Origin of the sequence: Xanthomonas sp. WHRI 1810A (assembly GCF_040202885.1) — a bacterium.
In the GTDB taxonomy this organism is placed as follows: Bacteria; Pseudomonadota; Gammaproteobacteria; order Pseudomonadales; family Pseudomonadaceae; genus Aquipseudomonas.
The window spans coordinates 269388-284922 of sequence record NZ_JBEGED010000002.1 but is presented as its reverse complement, the minus strand read 5'-3'; the positions used below and the strand labels follow the sequence as shown (position 1 = coordinate 284922).

General features: G+C 62.1%; 15 protein-coding genes. All 15 read left to right on the top strand.

Annotated elements, in window-relative coordinates:
* Nucleotides 1-286: 286 nt before the first annotated feature.
* The 15 genes from ABQX22_RS04610 to ABQX22_RS04540 all read left to right on the top strand — a co-directional run bounded on the left by ABQX22_RS04610 (nt 287) and on the right by ABQX22_RS04540 (nt 15533).
* The gene (locus ABQX22_RS04610) at nt 287-955 is read left to right on the top strand and encodes a GntR family transcriptional regulator (RefSeq protein ID WP_349796950.1); all 669 of its coding nucleotides are present in this window, start codon (nt 287-289) and stop codon (nt 953-955) included.
* A gap of 468 nt (nt 956-1423) precedes the next feature.
* The gene (locus ABQX22_RS04605) at nt 1424-2737 is read left to right on the top strand and encodes an OprD family outer membrane porin (RefSeq protein ID WP_349796948.1); all 1314 of its coding nucleotides are present in this window, start codon (nt 1424-1426) and stop codon (nt 2735-2737) included.
* 67 nt (nt 2738-2804) lie between these two features.
* The gene (locus ABQX22_RS04600; RefSeq protein ID WP_349796946.1) at nt 2805-4004 is read left to right on the top strand and encodes an FAD-dependent oxidoreductase; all 1200 of its coding nucleotides are present in this window, start codon (nt 2805-2807) and stop codon (nt 4002-4004) included.
* A 9-nt stretch (nt 4005-4013) separates the two neighbouring features.
* The gene (locus ABQX22_RS04595; protein ID WP_349796944.1) at nt 4014-4787 is read left to right on the top strand and encodes an SDR family NAD(P)-dependent oxidoreductase; all 774 of its coding nucleotides are present in this window, start codon (nt 4014-4016) and stop codon (nt 4785-4787) included.
* Nucleotides 4788-4805: 18 nt separating this feature from the next.
* The gene (locus ABQX22_RS04590) at nt 4806-5732 is read left to right on the top strand and encodes a hypothetical protein (protein ID WP_349796942.1); all 927 of its coding nucleotides are present in this window, start codon (nt 4806-4808) and stop codon (nt 5730-5732) included.
* Complete coding sequence (locus ABQX22_RS04585; protein ID WP_349796940.1) at nt 5729-6472, top strand: maleate cis-trans isomerase family protein; 744 nt, start codon at nt 5729-5731, stop codon at nt 6470-6472. Before ABQX22_RS04590 ends, ABQX22_RS04585 begins: the two co-directional genes overlap by 4 nt.
* 103 nt (nt 6473-6575) lie before the next feature.
* A complete protein-coding gene (locus ABQX22_RS04580; protein WP_349796938.1) occupies nt 6576-7925 on the top strand; it encodes an MFS transporter in 1350 nt (449 codons plus the stop codon).
* Nucleotides 7922-8143, top strand: a complete 222-nt coding sequence (locus ABQX22_RS04575; protein ID WP_349796936.1) for a hypothetical protein — start codon at nt 7922-7924, stop codon at nt 8141-8143. The genes ABQX22_RS04580 and ABQX22_RS04575 overlap by 4 nt, the downstream gene beginning before the upstream one ends.
* Nucleotides 8131-9489, top strand: a complete 1359-nt coding sequence (locus ABQX22_RS04570; RefSeq protein ID WP_349796934.1) for an amidase — start codon at nt 8131-8133, stop codon at nt 9487-9489. The genes ABQX22_RS04575 and ABQX22_RS04570 overlap by 13 nt, the downstream gene beginning before the upstream one ends.
* Nucleotides 9486-10889 carry an MFS transporter gene (locus ABQX22_RS04565; RefSeq protein WP_349796932.1) on the top strand — a complete coding sequence of 468 codons (1404 nt, stop codon included), beginning with the start codon at nt 9486-9488 and terminating at the stop codon, nt 10887-10889. Before ABQX22_RS04570 ends, ABQX22_RS04565 begins: the two co-directional genes overlap by 4 nt.
* A gap of 423 nt (nt 10890-11312) precedes the next feature.
* On the top strand, nt 11313-12161 hold the full coding sequence (locus tag ABQX22_RS04560) for a transporter substrate-binding domain-containing protein (RefSeq protein WP_349796930.1): 849 nt from the start codon (nt 11313-11315) through the stop codon (nt 12159-12161).
* A gap of 7 nt (nt 12162-12168) precedes the next feature.
* Nucleotides 12169-12828 (top strand): amino acid ABC transporter permease, encoded by a 660-nt coding sequence (locus ABQX22_RS04555; RefSeq protein WP_349796928.1) that lies wholly within the window; start codon nt 12169-12171, stop codon nt 12826-12828.
* Nucleotides 12828-13475, top strand: coding sequence for an amino acid ABC transporter permease (locus tag ABQX22_RS04550; protein ID WP_349796926.1), 648 nt, complete (start codon nt 12828-12830; stop codon nt 13473-13475). The genes ABQX22_RS04555 and ABQX22_RS04550 overlap by 1 nt, the downstream gene beginning before the upstream one ends.
* A 4-nt stretch (nt 13476-13479) precedes the next feature.
* Nucleotides 13480-14304 carry an amino acid ABC transporter ATP-binding protein gene (locus ABQX22_RS04545; RefSeq protein ID WP_349796924.1) on the top strand — a complete coding sequence of 275 codons (825 nt, stop codon included), beginning with the start codon at nt 13480-13482 and terminating at the stop codon, nt 14302-14304.
* The gene (locus ABQX22_RS04540; RefSeq protein ID WP_349796922.1) at nt 14301-15533 is read left to right on the top strand and encodes a M20 family metallo-hydrolase; all 1233 of its coding nucleotides are present in this window, start codon (nt 14301-14303) and stop codon (nt 15531-15533) included. The genes ABQX22_RS04545 and ABQX22_RS04540 overlap by 4 nt, the downstream gene beginning before the upstream one ends.
* The last annotated feature ends 2 nt before the right edge of the window (nt 15534-15535 follow it).

The window sequence follows — 15535 nt, the reverse complement described above, 5'->3', positions numbered from 1 at the left end:
TTGGAAAAGAGCCCGATGAGTCGGGCTCTTTTTTTGTCTAATCTTGTCCCTCTGAGTCTGCTGTTCAGTTATTAAGGGGCAGACGCGGATTGACCGCGCAGCCCGCGCTGGAGTCAGGTCAGATTTAATCTGCCGTCCGACAGGCGCCGCGGCTCATCTATTTCCCCACCCAAAGCAGGGAACCCTTCGCCTGTACCGGCGCTTCACGACCCCCATGAGTGTGCCAAATATCTGATTTCAGCAATACGCGTTACAGTGCTGCTTTTACTGACGGGAGCGAGGGTAGATGGCAAGCAGCAAGCAGCAGGTTTATCTGTCGATGCGCAAAGCAATTCTCGCGGGTGAATATGCGCCAGGCGCTCACCTGACCGCCGAGGGTATTGCTCAGCGGCTGGATGTCAGCCGTACGCCTGCGCGGGAATCACTGCTGTTGCTGGAGGCGGACGGGCTGGTTCGCATCTTTCCTCATCAGGGCGCGTTCGTCGCCACCTGGAGTTATGCGGAACTGGTGGAAATCTATTCTCAGCGCGCAGTGCTGGAACCATTGGCGGCGGAAGCCGCGGCTTCTCGCATCGGCGAAGGTCCACTGGAAGAACTGCGCACTTTGATTCAGCGGATGGAATCAGCCGTCGCCGGCGGTGAATCGGCGTTGGACCTCAGCACCCTTTCACAAGCCAACGATCGCTTTCACCGAGTGGTCGCCGAGTGTTCGGAAAGCAATCGTCTCAAGACCACTATCTATTCGCTGCTCGCCTTGCCCATGGGCATGACGGTGTTCCGGATTTCGCCCTTCAGCAGCATTCTGCGCATCCTTGCCCACTACCGGGAAATCCTCGCTGCGTTCGAGGCGCACGATCCGCATTGGGCACAAGCGGCGATGCGCTGCCACGTGCTGTCAGCGCGGGCGGTGTATGTGCGGCTCGCCAACGAAGAATCGGCTGCCCAGATCAGCTGACACCGGGTTTCGCTGCATCCCGCCTCCTTCCCTGTCCCTCTGAACACACTCCGAGAGATCCGTGACGACCTGTGACCCACAGCCACATGGGCTCAGCGCATTGCTGTCACTTGTCCTTTTGGCGGTAAACGAACCCCGCAATCAGCCGTCACCTACATGCCGCTTGCCCCCCGGCAGACCGAAAATACGCACCATTAAGGATCATTGCATGCAATCTTGTTGTGCACGTAAATATATCCTCAACAAAACCGCAATAAACGGTTGTTTTCTCTCGGGACCGAAGATAGATTGCATGCAAATTCGGTCAGGCATTACAACCACCCGCCAGCTCCGCTCGAGAGCTGCCGCCGAATGACTCCAATAGCCTTAATGGCACCGCTGCACTTTTAGCTCCACTGCCCACATCGATGCCAGACGGCACATAGCCGTCCGGCGCTCAACTCAGTCTGTCTAGAGAATCGAGTGGCAATGAATAACTTTTATTGGGGAATGGCCTCCTGCGCATGGTTTTGCGCGGCAGGAAGCGTCGAGGCTGCAGGTTTCGTCGAAGACAGCCATGCAAGCGTCAGCAGTCGCAGTTACTACATCAATCACGACAATCGCCTGGACACCGGGCTGCCCGGTTCGACGCACAACCTGAGTCAGGCATTTACCCTGAACTTCAATTCCGGGTTTACCCAGGGCTGGGTCGGCTTTGGTCTGGATGTGCAGGCCATGTCAGCGTTCAAACTGGATGAAGACGTCGGCTATGGCGGGGCACCGTCACGCTATAACACCGGCCCCTCCTCTGTCTTCCCGACCGGCAGGGACGGGAGCTCCGCGGATCAATTCGGCGATCTCGGCGTGACCGCCAAGGCGCGCATCAGCAAGACCGAGCTGCGCGTGGGCGAGCTGATGCCCAATCTGCCAGTGGTGGTCTACAACGACGGACGCCTGCTGCCGCAGACCTTTCAGGGGACGCAGATCACTTCCAAGGACCTGGACCGTTTTACCTTCACCGCAGGCCGGCTCAACAGCACCCGGGAACGTAACTCATCGAGCAACGACCCCTTCGCCATCGCGGGGGCCAACAGCGCCACCGGGCCACGCAGCAACGCCTTTTACTACGGCGGCGGTGAGTTTCAGGCCACCAAGGCCCTCAAGCTCAGTTACTACTACGGGCAGCTGGACGACTTCTACAAGCAACACTTTCTGGGGCTCAGCCAGGGTTGGCTCATGGGACCGGGACGCATGGTCCTGGACCTGGGTTACTACCGCAGCACCAGCGATGGCAAGAACAACAACGAATCGGCGTACTACTCCACCGGCTGGTACGGCGACCGCGTCACCCGTGGCGAAGTCGACAACAGTCTGTACAGCGCCATGGCGACTTACCACGTCAAGGGCTTGTCCGTAGGCGTCGGCCGGCAGATATCCCGGGGCGACAGTGACTTCCCGTTTCTCAACGAAGGCAACGGCTCCAGCACCGCGCTGAACTCCAACACCGCCGTGCTGAAGTTCACCCGCGCCGAAGAGGAGTCCTGGATTCTGCGCTCGCGTTATGACTTCGCCGGGCTGGGTGTTCCGGGCCTGACGCTGGCAGGTGCTTATGTCCACGGCGACAACGCGCAATCGGTGAACGGCGAAATCCGCGAGTGGGAACGCGACGTTCAACTGGCCTACACGGTGCAACGCGGCCCGCTGAAAGACGTCGCGTTCATCTACCGTAACAACAAGATTCGTGGCCCGAGCCAGCTGGACATCAACATCGTCAGCGTCAACTACACGCTTGCCCTGTTCTGATCCGACAGCGGCTGCTCATGCAACGACAGCCGCGCTACTCAACCCTGCATGAGGTGAAAGACGTCGCATGTTTGATGCAATTATTCTAGGCGGTGGTCCGGTGGGCATGGTCACGGCGCTGGCCCTGGTTCGAAAGGGTCTGCGCGTTGCGCTGTTTGAAGCCAACACAATTATCCCCGTGCAAAACCGCGCAGCGACGCTGCACTCTTCGACACTGTCGTTGCTCGACGGGCTGGGCCTGACCCCCTGGATCATCGAACAGGGTCTGGTGGCGCCGCTGTTCCAATGGCGCGACTTCGTCTCTCAGGAAGTGGTCGTCGAATACGACTTCGGTCTGCTGGCAGACGAACATGCGTATCCCTTTGCCGTCCAGCTGGAGCAACACAAGCTGGTTGAGAAAATCCAGCAACTGCTGACCGATAACAGCTTGTTCACCTTTTTCAGCGGCTGCCGGGTGGAATCGATCAATGAACACCCGGACCGGGTTCAGGTCTCGGGGATCGACGCCCAGGGCCTGCACCACGCTGAAGGTCGCTACCTGATCGGTTGCGACGGCGCCCGCAGTGCGGTTCGCAAGCACATGGACAGCCCGTTCACCGGCTACACCTTCGAAGAAAAGTTTGCGGTGGTGACCGTGCGTCACGACTTTGAAGCGTCCATGGGCTTTCGCCTGCGCAACTACTACTCGGATACCGACTGCTGGTTTGGCATTTTCAAAGTGCCCGGCGCCGAACGCGAAGGTATCTGGCGCACCACGTACCCGCTCAAGCATGACCTGAGCGACAACCTCGAACAGGCGATTGCGCAGGTGCAAACGGTCTACGCCCACTACCTGCCGTTGGCGGTCGGGGCACCCATCACCCAGGTCAACACCTACAACGTGCATCAACGCGTTGCCGAGCAGTTCCATGCCGGGCGCTGCGTGCTGGCCGGTGATTCGGCTCACGTGAATAACCCTCTGGGCGGCCTGGGCCTCAACAGCGGGATTCAGGATGCGCTGAACCTGGCGGACAAGATGCCCGACGTATTGTCCGGCGCCCCGCAGTTGCTGGCGCAGTACGACCGGCAACGCCGCCAGCCGGCCATTGCCTACGTTCAAGCGCAGTCGATTCAGAACAAAAAGGTCATGGAAGAGCGTTCGCCGCAGGCCCGGGCCGCCAACCGCGAGCAGATGCGCGAGACCGTCGCCGACCCACGCAAGCACCTGGCGTACCTGCGTCGTGCCTCGCTGTGGACGATGCTCGAAGACTCATTATCGATTGCCTGAGGAATACCCATGAGCAGCGAATTCAAAGGCCGCGTGGCGCTGGTCGCCGGCGGCAGTCGCGGGATTGGCCTGGCCTGCGTGGAAGCCCTATTGGCGGCCGGCGCGTGCGTGGCCGCCATCGGCCGCGACCCGAATCAGCTGAATACGCTGAGCGAGCGCTTCGGCACTGAGTCCTTCCTGGCGCTGCAAGGGGACCTGACCGTCGCCGGCACGGAAGATGCCTTGGTGGCCCAAGTGCTGGAACGCTTCTCGCGCCTGGACATTTTGATCAACAGCGCCGGCAGCTCCGGCGGCGGTGAATTCATCACCGTGCCCGACAGCGTCTGGCAGTCGAGTTTCGACCTGAAGATCATGGCCACCGTGCGGCTGATCCGCGCGGTATTGCCGCACATGCAAAGCGCGGGCTGCGGCTGGATCGTCTCGATTGCCGGCAACAGCGCCTTGCACCACAACGCGCACATGCTGCCCAGCGCCATGGCCAACGTTACTTTGCTCTCTGTCACCAAAGGCCTGGCCACGCAAATGGCGCCCCATGGTCTGGTGATCAACTGCGTCAGTCCGGGGCCGACACTGACCGATCGACTGCGTGGAATATTCGCCGACCGTGCCGCCGAGCAGGCTGTGCCTGTGACCACCGTCGAGGCCGGTTTCCTCAGCGGCACCCCGAACGGTCAGTTCTGCCAGCCCGAGGACATCGCGCGCAGCGTGCTGTTTCTGTGCTCGCCGCTGAACCGGCAAGTGGTGGGCATCAATCTCACCGTCGACGGCGGCGCGACACTTTAATCCTGAATCGGAGCCTGTATGTCCAATCCTCGTATTCCTTACGCCCTGGCGCTGGGCAATGATTTACCGCCGCTGCGCGGCAAACGCCTGATCGTGATGCTGGTGGTCAATGTGGAGAACTGGTCGTTCGACCGGCCGATGCCGCGCAAGGTCCTGACCGCGCCGCACGGTCTGGAAAAGGTCCCTGACGTGCCCAATTACTGTTGGGCCGAGCACGGCATGCGCAAGGGCATGGCACGGTTCCTCGAGCTGTTCGGCCGCATGAACCTGCCCATCAACGTCAGCATCAATGCCTCGGTGATCGACAGCTATCCGCTGTTGGCCAACGCCATGCTTGCCGCCGACTGGGAGTTCATCGGCCACGGGATGACCCAGACCATCATCGAAGAAGGTGACGCCGAGCGCGCGTTTCTCGGCGCCTGCAAAGCGCGTATCGAGCAGTTCACCGGTACGCCCATGCGCGGCTGGCTGAGCCCTGGTCTTCGGGAAAACCCGGACACCCCGGACCACCTTGCCGAACTGGGCGTTGAGTACCTGTTCGACTGGGGCCTGGACGACGTGCCGTTGCCGATGACCGTCAAGCGCGGGCAGCTGACCGCCCTGCCCTATACCCTCGAAATCAATGACAGCATCGTCTACGCCGTGGAAAAACACGCCAGCGGCGAAATGCTCGAACGTCTGGATCGCGCGTTGGCCGTGTACCGTACGGAGTGCCAGCACGGGACTCACATTCTCGGCATCGGCCTGCACCCGCACCTGCTGGGCACGGCGCACCGGATCGGCGAACTCACCGCCATGGTCGAGCGCCTTGCTGCCGACGAAAACGTCACCTTCGCCTATGCCGCCCAAGTCCAGGACTGGTTCAACGCTGCTGCCTTGCCGCCAGCGACCGCCTCCGATCTCGCTCCGGCGAGTGATCTTAGTGCTTCAGGAGTTTCCCAATGACTGACGTCATCGGCCATCGCGCCAACATCGGCATCATCGTGCCTTCGTCGAACACCGTGGTCGGGCCCGAGTGCGACAGCCCACGACCGTACGGTGTGACCAACCACATCGGCCGTGTGACCATCAAGCCGGTCAGCCTGGCCGACCCGAGCGCCTACAGGGAACACGTGGAACGCATGCGCCAGGGCATCCTCGGTGCGGTGGACCAGATCATGACCGCGCCGCTGGATCACCTGATCATGGGCGTGGCCATCGAGACCTTCTGGGGCGGCTATGAAAAGGCCGAAGCGTTCCGTGCCGAGCTGGCGGCTCACGCGGGTGTCGGCGTGTCGTTCGGCTCTCAGGCACTGGTCAATGGCTTGCGCACCTTTGGCTGCAAAAACATCGCCGTACTGACCCCGCATCAGCCTCAGGGTGATGACGTAGTGCGGCAGTATTTCGAAGAGGCAGGCTTCAGCGTCAAGCGCCTGATCGGCCTCAAGTGCGACAAACCCAAAGACATCGCTCAAGTGCCGCTGCGCACACTGGTGGATTCGGTCAAGGCCCTGGATGGCGATGACGTGGACGCTGTCGTTCAAGTAGGCACCGGCTTGTCGATGCTGCGCGTAGCGGCGGCCTGCGAGTTGTTCCTGGACAAGCCGGTGATGTCGATCAATGGCTACACGTACTGGGAAGCGCTGCGTTCGTTGGGCATCAACGACCGCTTCGAACACCTGGGCCGGATGTTCTCCCACCACTGATTACTCGTTAGCCAGACACCCAAAAAATAAAGCGCGCCTGACACAGGGCGACACTGCATCGCCTCTTGAAGACTGCCCCAACCTTTTTTCGGTGGGATTTACCATGAGTGCTACCCCGTTACGCGTGAACGAGTTGATTGATCGCGCCAAGATTACGCCCCTGCAGTACACGGTCTTCATTCTGTGCGGCCTGGCCTTCGGGCTGGATGGCATGGACACGCAACTGATCGGCTACATCGCCCCTGCATTGCTGGCCGATTTCGGTGTGCCGCGCACCGCCCTGGGTCCCGTGTTCTCGTCGGGGCTGGTGGGCCTGTTCATCGGCGCGCTGATCCTGAGCCCGCTGGCGGACAAGTACGGGCGCAAGTTCGTGATCATCGCGTCGGTGTTCACCTTCGGTCTGTTCACCCTGCTGTCGACGCTGTCAGGCACCATCGAGCATCTGGCGATCTGGCGCTTCCTCACGGGTCTGGGGCTGGGCGCGGCGATCTCCAACATCCTGGCGCTGGTGTCGGACTACGCCCCGACCCGTCGACGCAGCACCATCCTGATGCTGATGGCGGCGACCAATCCGGTGGGCGCTGTATTGGGCGCGACCTTGGCCAGTTATCTGGTGCCGCTGTTCGGGTGGCGGATCATGTTCATCATCGGCGGTGTGTTGCCGATCCTGTTGTGCGCCGTGCTGTGGTTCAAGCTGGACGAATCGCTGTCATGGCTGGTGCTCAAAGGCCGGGACAAGCGCCAGAGCCAGGCCATCGCCGAGTCCATCGGCGGGCCGCTGGGCACCACGCAGCTGATCGTCGAGCAAGGCGCCGGCATGGGCTACAAGGAATTTCTGACTCAATACCTGTCGCAGCGCACCAACCTGATCAACACCCTCGCCGTGATGTGCGTGTACTTCATGATCATGTTCGACATGTTCTTCCTGGGCAGCTGGCTGACGACCTTGCTCACCGAAACCGGCATGCCGACCAAAGAAGCGATTCACGTCTCCAGCCTGTTCCAGACCGGCGGCCTGGTGGGCATGCTGATCCTGGCGTTCGCCCTGTCGAAGCTCACCATGCGTTTCTTTGCCGGCATGCTCATCGCCGCCGGTGCAGTGATTGTCCTGACCTCCTATGCCATCGGCATGAACATCTATCTGGTCAGCGCCATGGTGTTTCTCACCGGCTTCCTGCTGCTGCCTTGCCTTTCCGGCGGTGGCCACGCGGTGGTGGGCAAGATCTACCCGGTAGCGATTCGCGCCACCGCCTTCGGGCTGGCATTCGCCGCCGGTCGGCTGGGTTCGGTGTTCGGCCCGGTATTCGGTCAGAACCTGCACGCCTGGGGCTTCAACACCCAGGAAATCTTCATGCTCTCGGCGGCGCCCTGCGTGATTGCCGCGCTGGCGGTGATGGTGGTGGTGCGCAATAGCGGCAAGCAAGCGCCCGCCTGGAAACCGGTGACCGAATGATCGACGACGACACCGCCTGGCAGCCAACCGCCTGGCAGCAAGAAGCCCTGAGCCAGGGCCTGCACAAAGCCCTGTCCGAACATGCCGACGATGTGCGCAGCGCGCGGGACGCGGCACTGGCCAGACGCGGCACCCTGAACGCGATGCTGGCAGCGTTGCCCGAGCAGGATCAGCGACGCCTGGCCGCGCAGATTGGAGAAACGCCGTGGATCTTTTGAATGCCGACATCGCCTCGCAACTGGGCAGTCTGCGCCGTGGCGAATTGTCCCCGGTGGCGCTGTGCGAGGCCTATCTGGCGCGGGTCGAGCGCTACGATCCAATGCTCAACTGCTTCGTGCATCTAGACCGTGAGGGCTTGCTGGCACAGGCACGGCAGTCCGAAGCGCGCTACTTGCGCGGCGAGGTGTCGGGCCGTCTGGACGGCATTCCCGTGGCCATCAAGGACGTGATCGATGTCGCCGGCATGCCGACCACGGCGCATTCGAAGATCCTGCTGGGCAATCAGCCGGATCAGGACGCCGACTGTGTGGCGCGTCTGCGGGCCGAAGGCGCTTTGATCATGGGCAAGCTGGCGACCCACGAATTTGCCCGTGGCGGGCCGGCCTTCGACTTGCCGTTTCCGCCCGCGCGCAATCCGTGGAACACGGCCCATCATCCGGGCGGTTCCTCGTCAGGCGCCGGTGCAGGCGTCGCGGGCGGGCTTTTTCCCCTGGCCATCGGCACCGACACCGGCGGCTCGGTGCGCAATCCGGCGGCGGCCTGCGGGGTGATCGGTTTCAAGGGCGGGTACGACCGCATCAGCCGCAACGGCGTGTTTCCGTTGTCGCCGACGCTCGATCACGTCGGTCCCCTGGCCCGGCATGTCTCGGATATCGCCCTCGCTTGGCGCTGTCTGGACCGCCAGGCCAAGGATCCGGAAACGGCAAGGCCTTACGACGATCTGCGGGGCATGCGCATCGGCTACCTGCGTGACCTGCACCTGGGCACGCCGAAGGCCACGGATGAAACGGCCCAGGCCCTGGATGCCGCCGCCAGGACGCTCACCGAGCTAGGCGCCGTGGTAGAGGAAGCGCACACCTGGCCGCTGCCGTTTTATTTCGACGTCAACCGCATCGTGCTGTCCAGTGAGGCGTGGCACATCCATCAGCCATGGCTGCGTGATCGTCCGCAAGATTACGCGGCGATCACGCGTCGCGGCCTGCTTGAAGGCGCTTTCTACTCGGCGGGCGACTACCTGGAAGCCATGCGCTGCCGCAAATTGATCCGCTCACACGTACTCGACCTGTTTGAGCGTTATGACGTGCTGTTGCTGGCCAGTTCCTTGACGCCGGCCTGCGCCATCGACGATCCGGATGAAGTGGCACGTACCTATTCGCAGCAGGCGCGGGTTATCTTCAACCTCAGCGGCACTCCCGCGATTGGGATGATGGCCGGCCTGAGCAAAGACGGCCTGCCGCTGTCGCTGCAATTTGCGATGGCCGATAATCGTGAACACGATCTACTTCGACTGGCCGGTACGTGGGAGCGCGCTACGCCCTGGCACGCCATGAGGCCCCCTTTATGAATCAGGCTGTGCTCACCGACGGCTTGCGCGGCACGCGTCTGACGCTGGCCGCCGTGTCGATCTACATTGGGATGATCTGCGCCAATCTGGACATGGTCATCCTGCAGAACGCCCTGCCTTCGCTTACCCATGAACTGGGCATCGCGTCGTCCGATGCGGTGTGGGTCGTGACGCTGTACATGTTGGTGATGCTGATTCTGCTGATGCCGGTATCGAGCCTGTCGGACCGTATCGGTTACAAGCGCACCTATTTATGGGGTTTTGGCCTGTTCGCCGTGGCCTCGCTGGGTTGTGGCCTGGCGCCTGGATTCACCTCGCTGCAGATCGGACGGGTCCTGCAAGGGATCGGCGCCGCAGCGATGATGAGTTGCACCACCTCACTGATCCGCCTGGTCTATTCCCGAGAACGCATGGCAAGGGCGATTGCCGCCAACGCCACCGTCGTCGCCCTGTCGTTGGCCGCCGGCCCGAGCCTTGCCGCCGTGGTCCTGCTGCACCTGAACTGGCACTGGCTGTTTTGGCTCAACGTCCCGCTGGGCGTCATCGCCATCGTTATGGGCTGCTACGCACTGCCGGACAGTCCAAAACAACTGCCGTTGCGGCTCGACCGGCAAGCGTTGGCGCAATGGAAAAAGGCGGTGGCGATGATCGACGGCCCAAGCTTTCTCATGAGCGCCGTGTTCTTTATCCTGCTGCTGCTGGGCAGCGATCACATCAGCCAGCAGCCGCTATTCGGTTCGCTGGCATTGGCGGCAGCAGCGCTGTTTGGCTGGGGCTTTGTACACCGCGAAAAGCGCACGCCCTTCCCCATGTTGCCCATGGACCTGTTGAGTCAGCGCGAGTATGCACTGACCATCCTGACCTCATTTGCTTCGTTCGCCTCCCAGGGTGCAGCGTTCGTCGCCCTGCCTTTCTTTCTCCAGCACCGGATGCAGTTGTCTCTGGCCGAGTCGGCCCTGGTCATGACCGCGTGGCCCGTGACGCTCGCGCTGGCCGCACCGGTGGCGGCACGTCTCAGCCAGCGTATCGCGATTGCCAACGTGTGCAGCACGGGACTCGGGATGCTGGCGGCCGGTTTGCTGGTGATTGCCACCGGTTGGCTCCCGGCAGCCGCCGAATGGCTGATGATCCCGTTGGCCGTGTGTGGCGCCGGTTTCGGCCTGTTTCAGGCGCCGAACAACTACTTGATCATCGCCTCCGCACCTGCCGAGCGAAGCGGTGCAGTGGGCGGATTACGGGCAGTCACACGGGTTTTTGGCCAACTCACTGGCGCCGCGATCGTGGGTTTGCTGTTTGCCCTGAGCAGCACCGGCGGCTCGGATGGTTCGGTCAGGGGACTTCTGCTCGCGGCCCTGCTCGCCGCCGTAGGTGCGATGGCAAGCCTGATCAGACGCCCTTGATCAATGGTGGTGTCTCCGCGCGGCGAGTCATCAGGGGCTGAGAGCGTCTGAATGCCGGTCAGGCAGGAGCTGTCGAGCGGATATTAAGGGTGGCGGGGGGCAGCGATTGGTCAAAAGCCTTCATTGAGCGAACACTGGGAACTCGTGAGCACCGCTGGGTACAGGCCACCGGTGTCGCAAATCAGCCGTTCATTTCAATCCAGTCTGCACATTCCTGTGCATGGAATTCAGCCACGCGCTTACACATATCGCACCAATACGCAGCGTAACGGCTTCACCTGCGCCTAATTGAGTCAACTTCCTCCCCCGATGCCGGCGAACGCTAACGCTATCGCTTGCAAAGCCGTGCTGGCATGCTTCATGCCTCTGTATATTCATTCAAGTAACTTGAATAGAAATACGGTCAATTCAAGGGGAATACCGATGAAGCGCTTCACGCTCAAAGCACTGTCTCTATCGCTGGTTACGTTGTGCGGCATTTCACTAGCCCACGCCGACGATCTATTGCAGCGGATCAAGGACAAGCACGAAATCGTCGTCGCCACCGAAGCGCGCTTCGCCCCGTTTGAATCGGTCGAAAACGGCAAGATCGTCGGCTACGGCGCAGACCTGATGCATTACGTGCTGGACGCGGACCTGCCCGGCGTCAAGGTGCGTCAGCTCGACTTGCCGTTCCAGGGCATTCTCCCCGGCCTGGACACCAAAAAATTCGACTTCGTCGTGACCTCGGTAACCGTCAACAAAGCCCGCTTCGAACAGTTCGCGTTCACCGTGCCGATTGCCGAATCCACCGTCGCACTGCTCAAACGGGCCGATCAGACCGATCTCAAAAACCTGTCCGACCTCAATGGCCGGGTCATCGGCTCGCAAGCGGGGTCCGGCCAACTGGCGGTGTTGCAGGCACTGGACGCCAAATTCAAGGCTCAGGGTCAAGCTGGCCTCAAGCGCATAAAGGAATACGTGAGCTTCGACGAAGCCTACGCCGACCTCGCCAACGGGCGACTGGACGGCGTGGCGCAATCGCTTTCCAATCTTGGCCCGCTGATGAAAGCCCGTCCGGGACTGTTCACCACGCTGCCGGAAATGGTCGGGCCCGTGACGTATTTCGGCTGGGTAGGCCGCAGGGATGCTGACAGCGCCAGCCTGGTGAAACTGTTCAGCGACGGCATCGCGCGCGCAGCGAAGGACGGCACGCTGAAGACCCTGCAAGAGAAATGGTTCGGTTTCACCATGGAATTGCCGACCGACGCCATGCCGGTTCCAAGCATCTGAGCCGCCAATGATGAATGACTTCAGCAGCCGTTTCGCCCTGTACTGGCCGGCCCTGATTGATGGCGCACTGACCACCCTGTGGCTTTGTGTCATCGGCATGCTGGCAGGCTTCGTACTCGGCGTCTTGCTCCACCTCATCGCCAATGGCCGAAGCCGGGGAGGCGTCGCGTTCGCGCGGGTGTACGTCAGCTTTTTTCGCGGCACCCCGATGCTGGCGCAACTGCTGCTGTTGTTTTACCTGCCGTCCGCGCTGGGGATGGACATTCCGCCACTGGTGGCCGCCGCGGCCGCGCTGGCGCTGAACACCGCGGCGTACCAGTCGCAGATTCTCAGCAGCGGCTTTGCGGCCATCGCCAAAGGCCAGGTGGAGGCGGCCTCCGTCTTCGCCCTCGGTCGATACAACACGCTGTTGCACATCCAGTTGCCGCAAGTCTTGCGGCTCACCCTGCCCGCGCTGATCTCAGAACTGATCGACGTGATCAAGGTGTCGGCCGTGGTCTCGGTCATCTCCATCACCGACCTGATGCGCGTCAGCCAGCAACTGGTCTCGCAAACCTACCGCCCGCTGGAGGTGTATCTGGTCGCCGGCCTGTTTTACCTGTTACTGACCAGCTTGCTGAGCGTGCTCGGCAGTCTTCTCGAACGTCGCTGGCGGGAGCGTTGCTGATGAATGAATTAATCGGTTACCTGCCGGATTTCCTCGACGGTCTGCTGATGACGCTGGGCATCAGCCTGGCCGCCGCCGTCGCCGGATTGGTGTTGGGTTTTGCACTCAACGCGGCACGCATGGCCGTGCCTGGCTTCAGTGCGCTCTACCGCGTGTACGTCTGGCTGATCCGTGGCACGCCGTTTCTGGCGCAATTGGCGGTGATCTACTTCGGCTTGCCGGTCATCGGCCTGCGCCTGGAGGCCGTCGAGGCAAGCATTCTGTCGCTGGCAGTCTACAGCGGCGCCTATTTCGCAGAGTTGTTTCGCACCGCCTGGGCCAGCGTGCCGTTCGGCCAGCTGGAAGCGGCGCGGGTGCACGGCATCTCGCGGGTTCGTGTGTTCTGGCATATCCAGGCACCGCAAGCGCTGGCGTTCGCCCTGCCCTTGCTGGGCAACCAGGTGATCCTGACCATCAAGGAAAGCGCGGTGACCTCGATCATCACCGTCCCGGAATTGACCATGACCGCCGGGCGCATCGTTTCCACCACCTTTTCATACGTCATGCCCTACGCCCTGCTGGTGTTGAGCTACTGGCTGCTGACTTCGTCGGTCGCGGTCATCGCTCGCTGGCTTGGGCTGCGCATGACCCGGCACCTACGAGGCTGACCTGATGAGCACTCTCCCCCTTCTCGAACTACGCGGCGTCGGCAAATCCTACGGCACGAACCGCGTCCTGAGCGGCTTCGACCTGAGCGTGCAACCTGGCGAAATCGTTGCGCTGATCGGCCCTTCCGGCTCCGGCAAGACCACCGCGTTACGCTGCATGAACTTCCTCGAACGCTACGACGAGGGCGAAATCTGGATCGACGGCCAATTGCTGGGTTACAGCGGCACCGGCCGCCGCGACACCGACCGTGACAGCGAAGCCAAGGTCGATGAAGTGCGCAAACCTCTGTCGATGGTGTTCCAGCAATTCAACCTGTGGCCGCACATGACCGTGCGCGAAAACGTCATGGCGCCGTTGGTGCTCGGCAAGAAAATACCCAAGGCCCAAGCCCGCGAACTGGCCGATCAGGCACTGGCCCGTGTCGGACTGAGCGCCAAGGCCGATGCTTACCCCGCCAGGCTTTCCGGTGGTCAGCAGCAACGCGTCGGCATTGCCCGTGCGCTGGCGGTCAAGCCACGGCTGATGCTGCTGGATGAGCCGACCTCGGCGCTCGACCCGGAGCTGGTGGAGGAAGTGCTGCAGGTCATTCGCAGCCTGGCCGACGACGGCATGACCATGGTGATGGTGACCCACGAAATGAGCTTCGCCGCGCAGATATCCAGCCAGGTGGTGTTCATGGAGGCCGGCAAAATCATCGAGACCGGCGCGCCGGAGCCGCTGTTTCAGACGCCGAAAACCGAGCGCTTGCAGCAATTTCTCAAGCCCTGGTTCAACCGCAGCCTGACGCCGCGCCCGCAGGCGGTTCCCAATCTTCAGGAGGCCCAATGATCAACGACAACGCCCTGCACGGGGTGTCTGCCCAGCGGCTGCAACACTGGCTCGACACCTTGGCGACCTTCGGCCCGACCGGCGACGGCGGCATGAATCGCCAGGCGCTCTCGGAAGAGGACTTCCAGGCCCGCGCCTGGCTGATCGGCGAAGCGCAAAAGCTCGGCTGCACGGTGTGGACCGACGCCTGCGCCAACCTGTTCATCCGTCGCGACGGCCTTGAAGATTTGCCGCCGGTGATGACCGGCAGCCACATCGACACCCAGCCCACGGGCGGCACGCTTGATGGCTGCTATGGCGTGATGGCCGGCCTCGAATGCCTGCACGCGCTGCACGATGCCGGTATCCGTACGCGTCGACCGATTGAAGTGGTGGTCTGGACCAACGAGGAAGGCAGCCGTTTCAGCCCGGGCGCGATGGGTTCCAGCGCCTACGTCGAGCCCGCACGGCTGATGACCTATCGAAGCAATGTGGACGCCCAAGGGATATCCGTCGGTGACGCACTGGACGCCCATGCCGAACGCTTCCCCGACCTGCCGCTGCGCGGCAAGATCGAGACCCACGCCTTCGTCGAACTGCACATCGAGCAAGGCCCTGTGCTGGAACAGGCCGGTATCACGCTGGGTGTGGTGTCCGGCATCCAGGGCGTGCGCTGGTTTCAGGTGCGCTGCAAGGGTACGTCGGCGCATGCCGGCACCACGCCGACGCACCTGCGCCGCGACGCCATGCTGTTGGCCATCGACTCCGTTGCCCGGATCGACGCACTGGCCGACACGCTGGCGGGTGACGACAAGCGACTCACATTCGGCCGCTGGAACGTCTCCCCCAACGCGATCAACACCATTGCCGGCGAAGTGACGTTCAGCATCGATTTCCGCCACGCCGATCCTGCCGTGCTGGAGGCTTTCGACGCGCAATTGAAAACCTGCCTGCCCGCCGACGCCGAGGTCAGCAGCCTGTTCAGCCACGCCCCGACCACGTTCGACCCCACGGTGATCGATGTGCTTGAGCAAGCGTGCACCGCCACCGGGCTGAGCTGGCAGCCGATCCGTTCCGGCGCGTTCCACGACGCGATGTACCTCGCCGAGCACTGCCCGACCGCGATGCTGTTCGTGCCCAGCCGCGACGGTATCAGCCACAACCCGCGTGAATTCACCGAACCCGCGCAACTGGAAGCGGGCGTTCGGGCACTCGCCTGGAGCCTGGTTGCACTTGCAGAACAACCCTGAAC

Coding starts and splice junctions, on each gene's coding strand:
- ABQX22_RS04610 (WP_349796950.1), top strand. CDS start 287: ATGGCAAGCAGCAAGCAGCAGGTTTATCTGTCGATGCGCAAAGCAATT.
- ABQX22_RS04605 (WP_349796948.1), top strand. CDS start 1,424: ATGAATAACTTTTATTGGGGAATGGCCTCCTGCGCATGGTTTTGCGCG.
- ABQX22_RS04600 (WP_349796946.1), top strand. CDS start 2,805: ATGTTTGATGCAATTATTCTAGGCGGTGGTCCGGTGGGCATGGTCACG.
- ABQX22_RS04595 (WP_349796944.1), top strand. CDS start 4,014: ATGAGCAGCGAATTCAAAGGCCGCGTGGCGCTGGTCGCCGGCGGCAGT.
- ABQX22_RS04590 (WP_349796942.1), top strand. CDS start 4,806: ATGTCCAATCCTCGTATTCCTTACGCCCTGGCGCTGGGCAATGATTTA.
- ABQX22_RS04585 (WP_349796940.1), top strand. CDS start 5,729: ATGACTGACGTCATCGGCCATCGCGCCAACATCGGCATCATCGTGCCT.
- ABQX22_RS04580 (WP_349796938.1), top strand. CDS start 6,576: ATGAGTGCTACCCCGTTACGCGTGAACGAGTTGATTGATCGCGCCAAG.
- ABQX22_RS04575 (WP_349796936.1), top strand. CDS start 7,922: ATGATCGACGACGACACCGCCTGGCAGCCAACCGCCTGGCAGCAAGAA.
- ABQX22_RS04565 (WP_349796932.1), top strand. CDS start 9,486: ATGAATCAGGCTGTGCTCACCGACGGCTTGCGCGGCACGCGTCTGACG.
- ABQX22_RS04560 (WP_349796930.1), top strand. CDS start 11,313: ATGAAGCGCTTCACGCTCAAAGCACTGTCTCTATCGCTGGTTACGTTG.
- ABQX22_RS04555 (WP_349796928.1), top strand. CDS start 12,169: ATGATGAATGACTTCAGCAGCCGTTTCGCCCTGTACTGGCCGGCCCTG.
- ABQX22_RS04550 (WP_349796926.1), top strand. CDS start 12,828: ATGAATGAATTAATCGGTTACCTGCCGGATTTCCTCGACGGTCTGCTG.
- ABQX22_RS04545 (WP_349796924.1), top strand. CDS start 13,480: ATGAGCACTCTCCCCCTTCTCGAACTACGCGGCGTCGGCAAATCCTAC.
- ABQX22_RS04540 (WP_349796922.1), top strand. CDS start 14,301: ATGATCAACGACAACGCCCTGCACGGGGTGTCTGCCCAGCGGCTGCAA.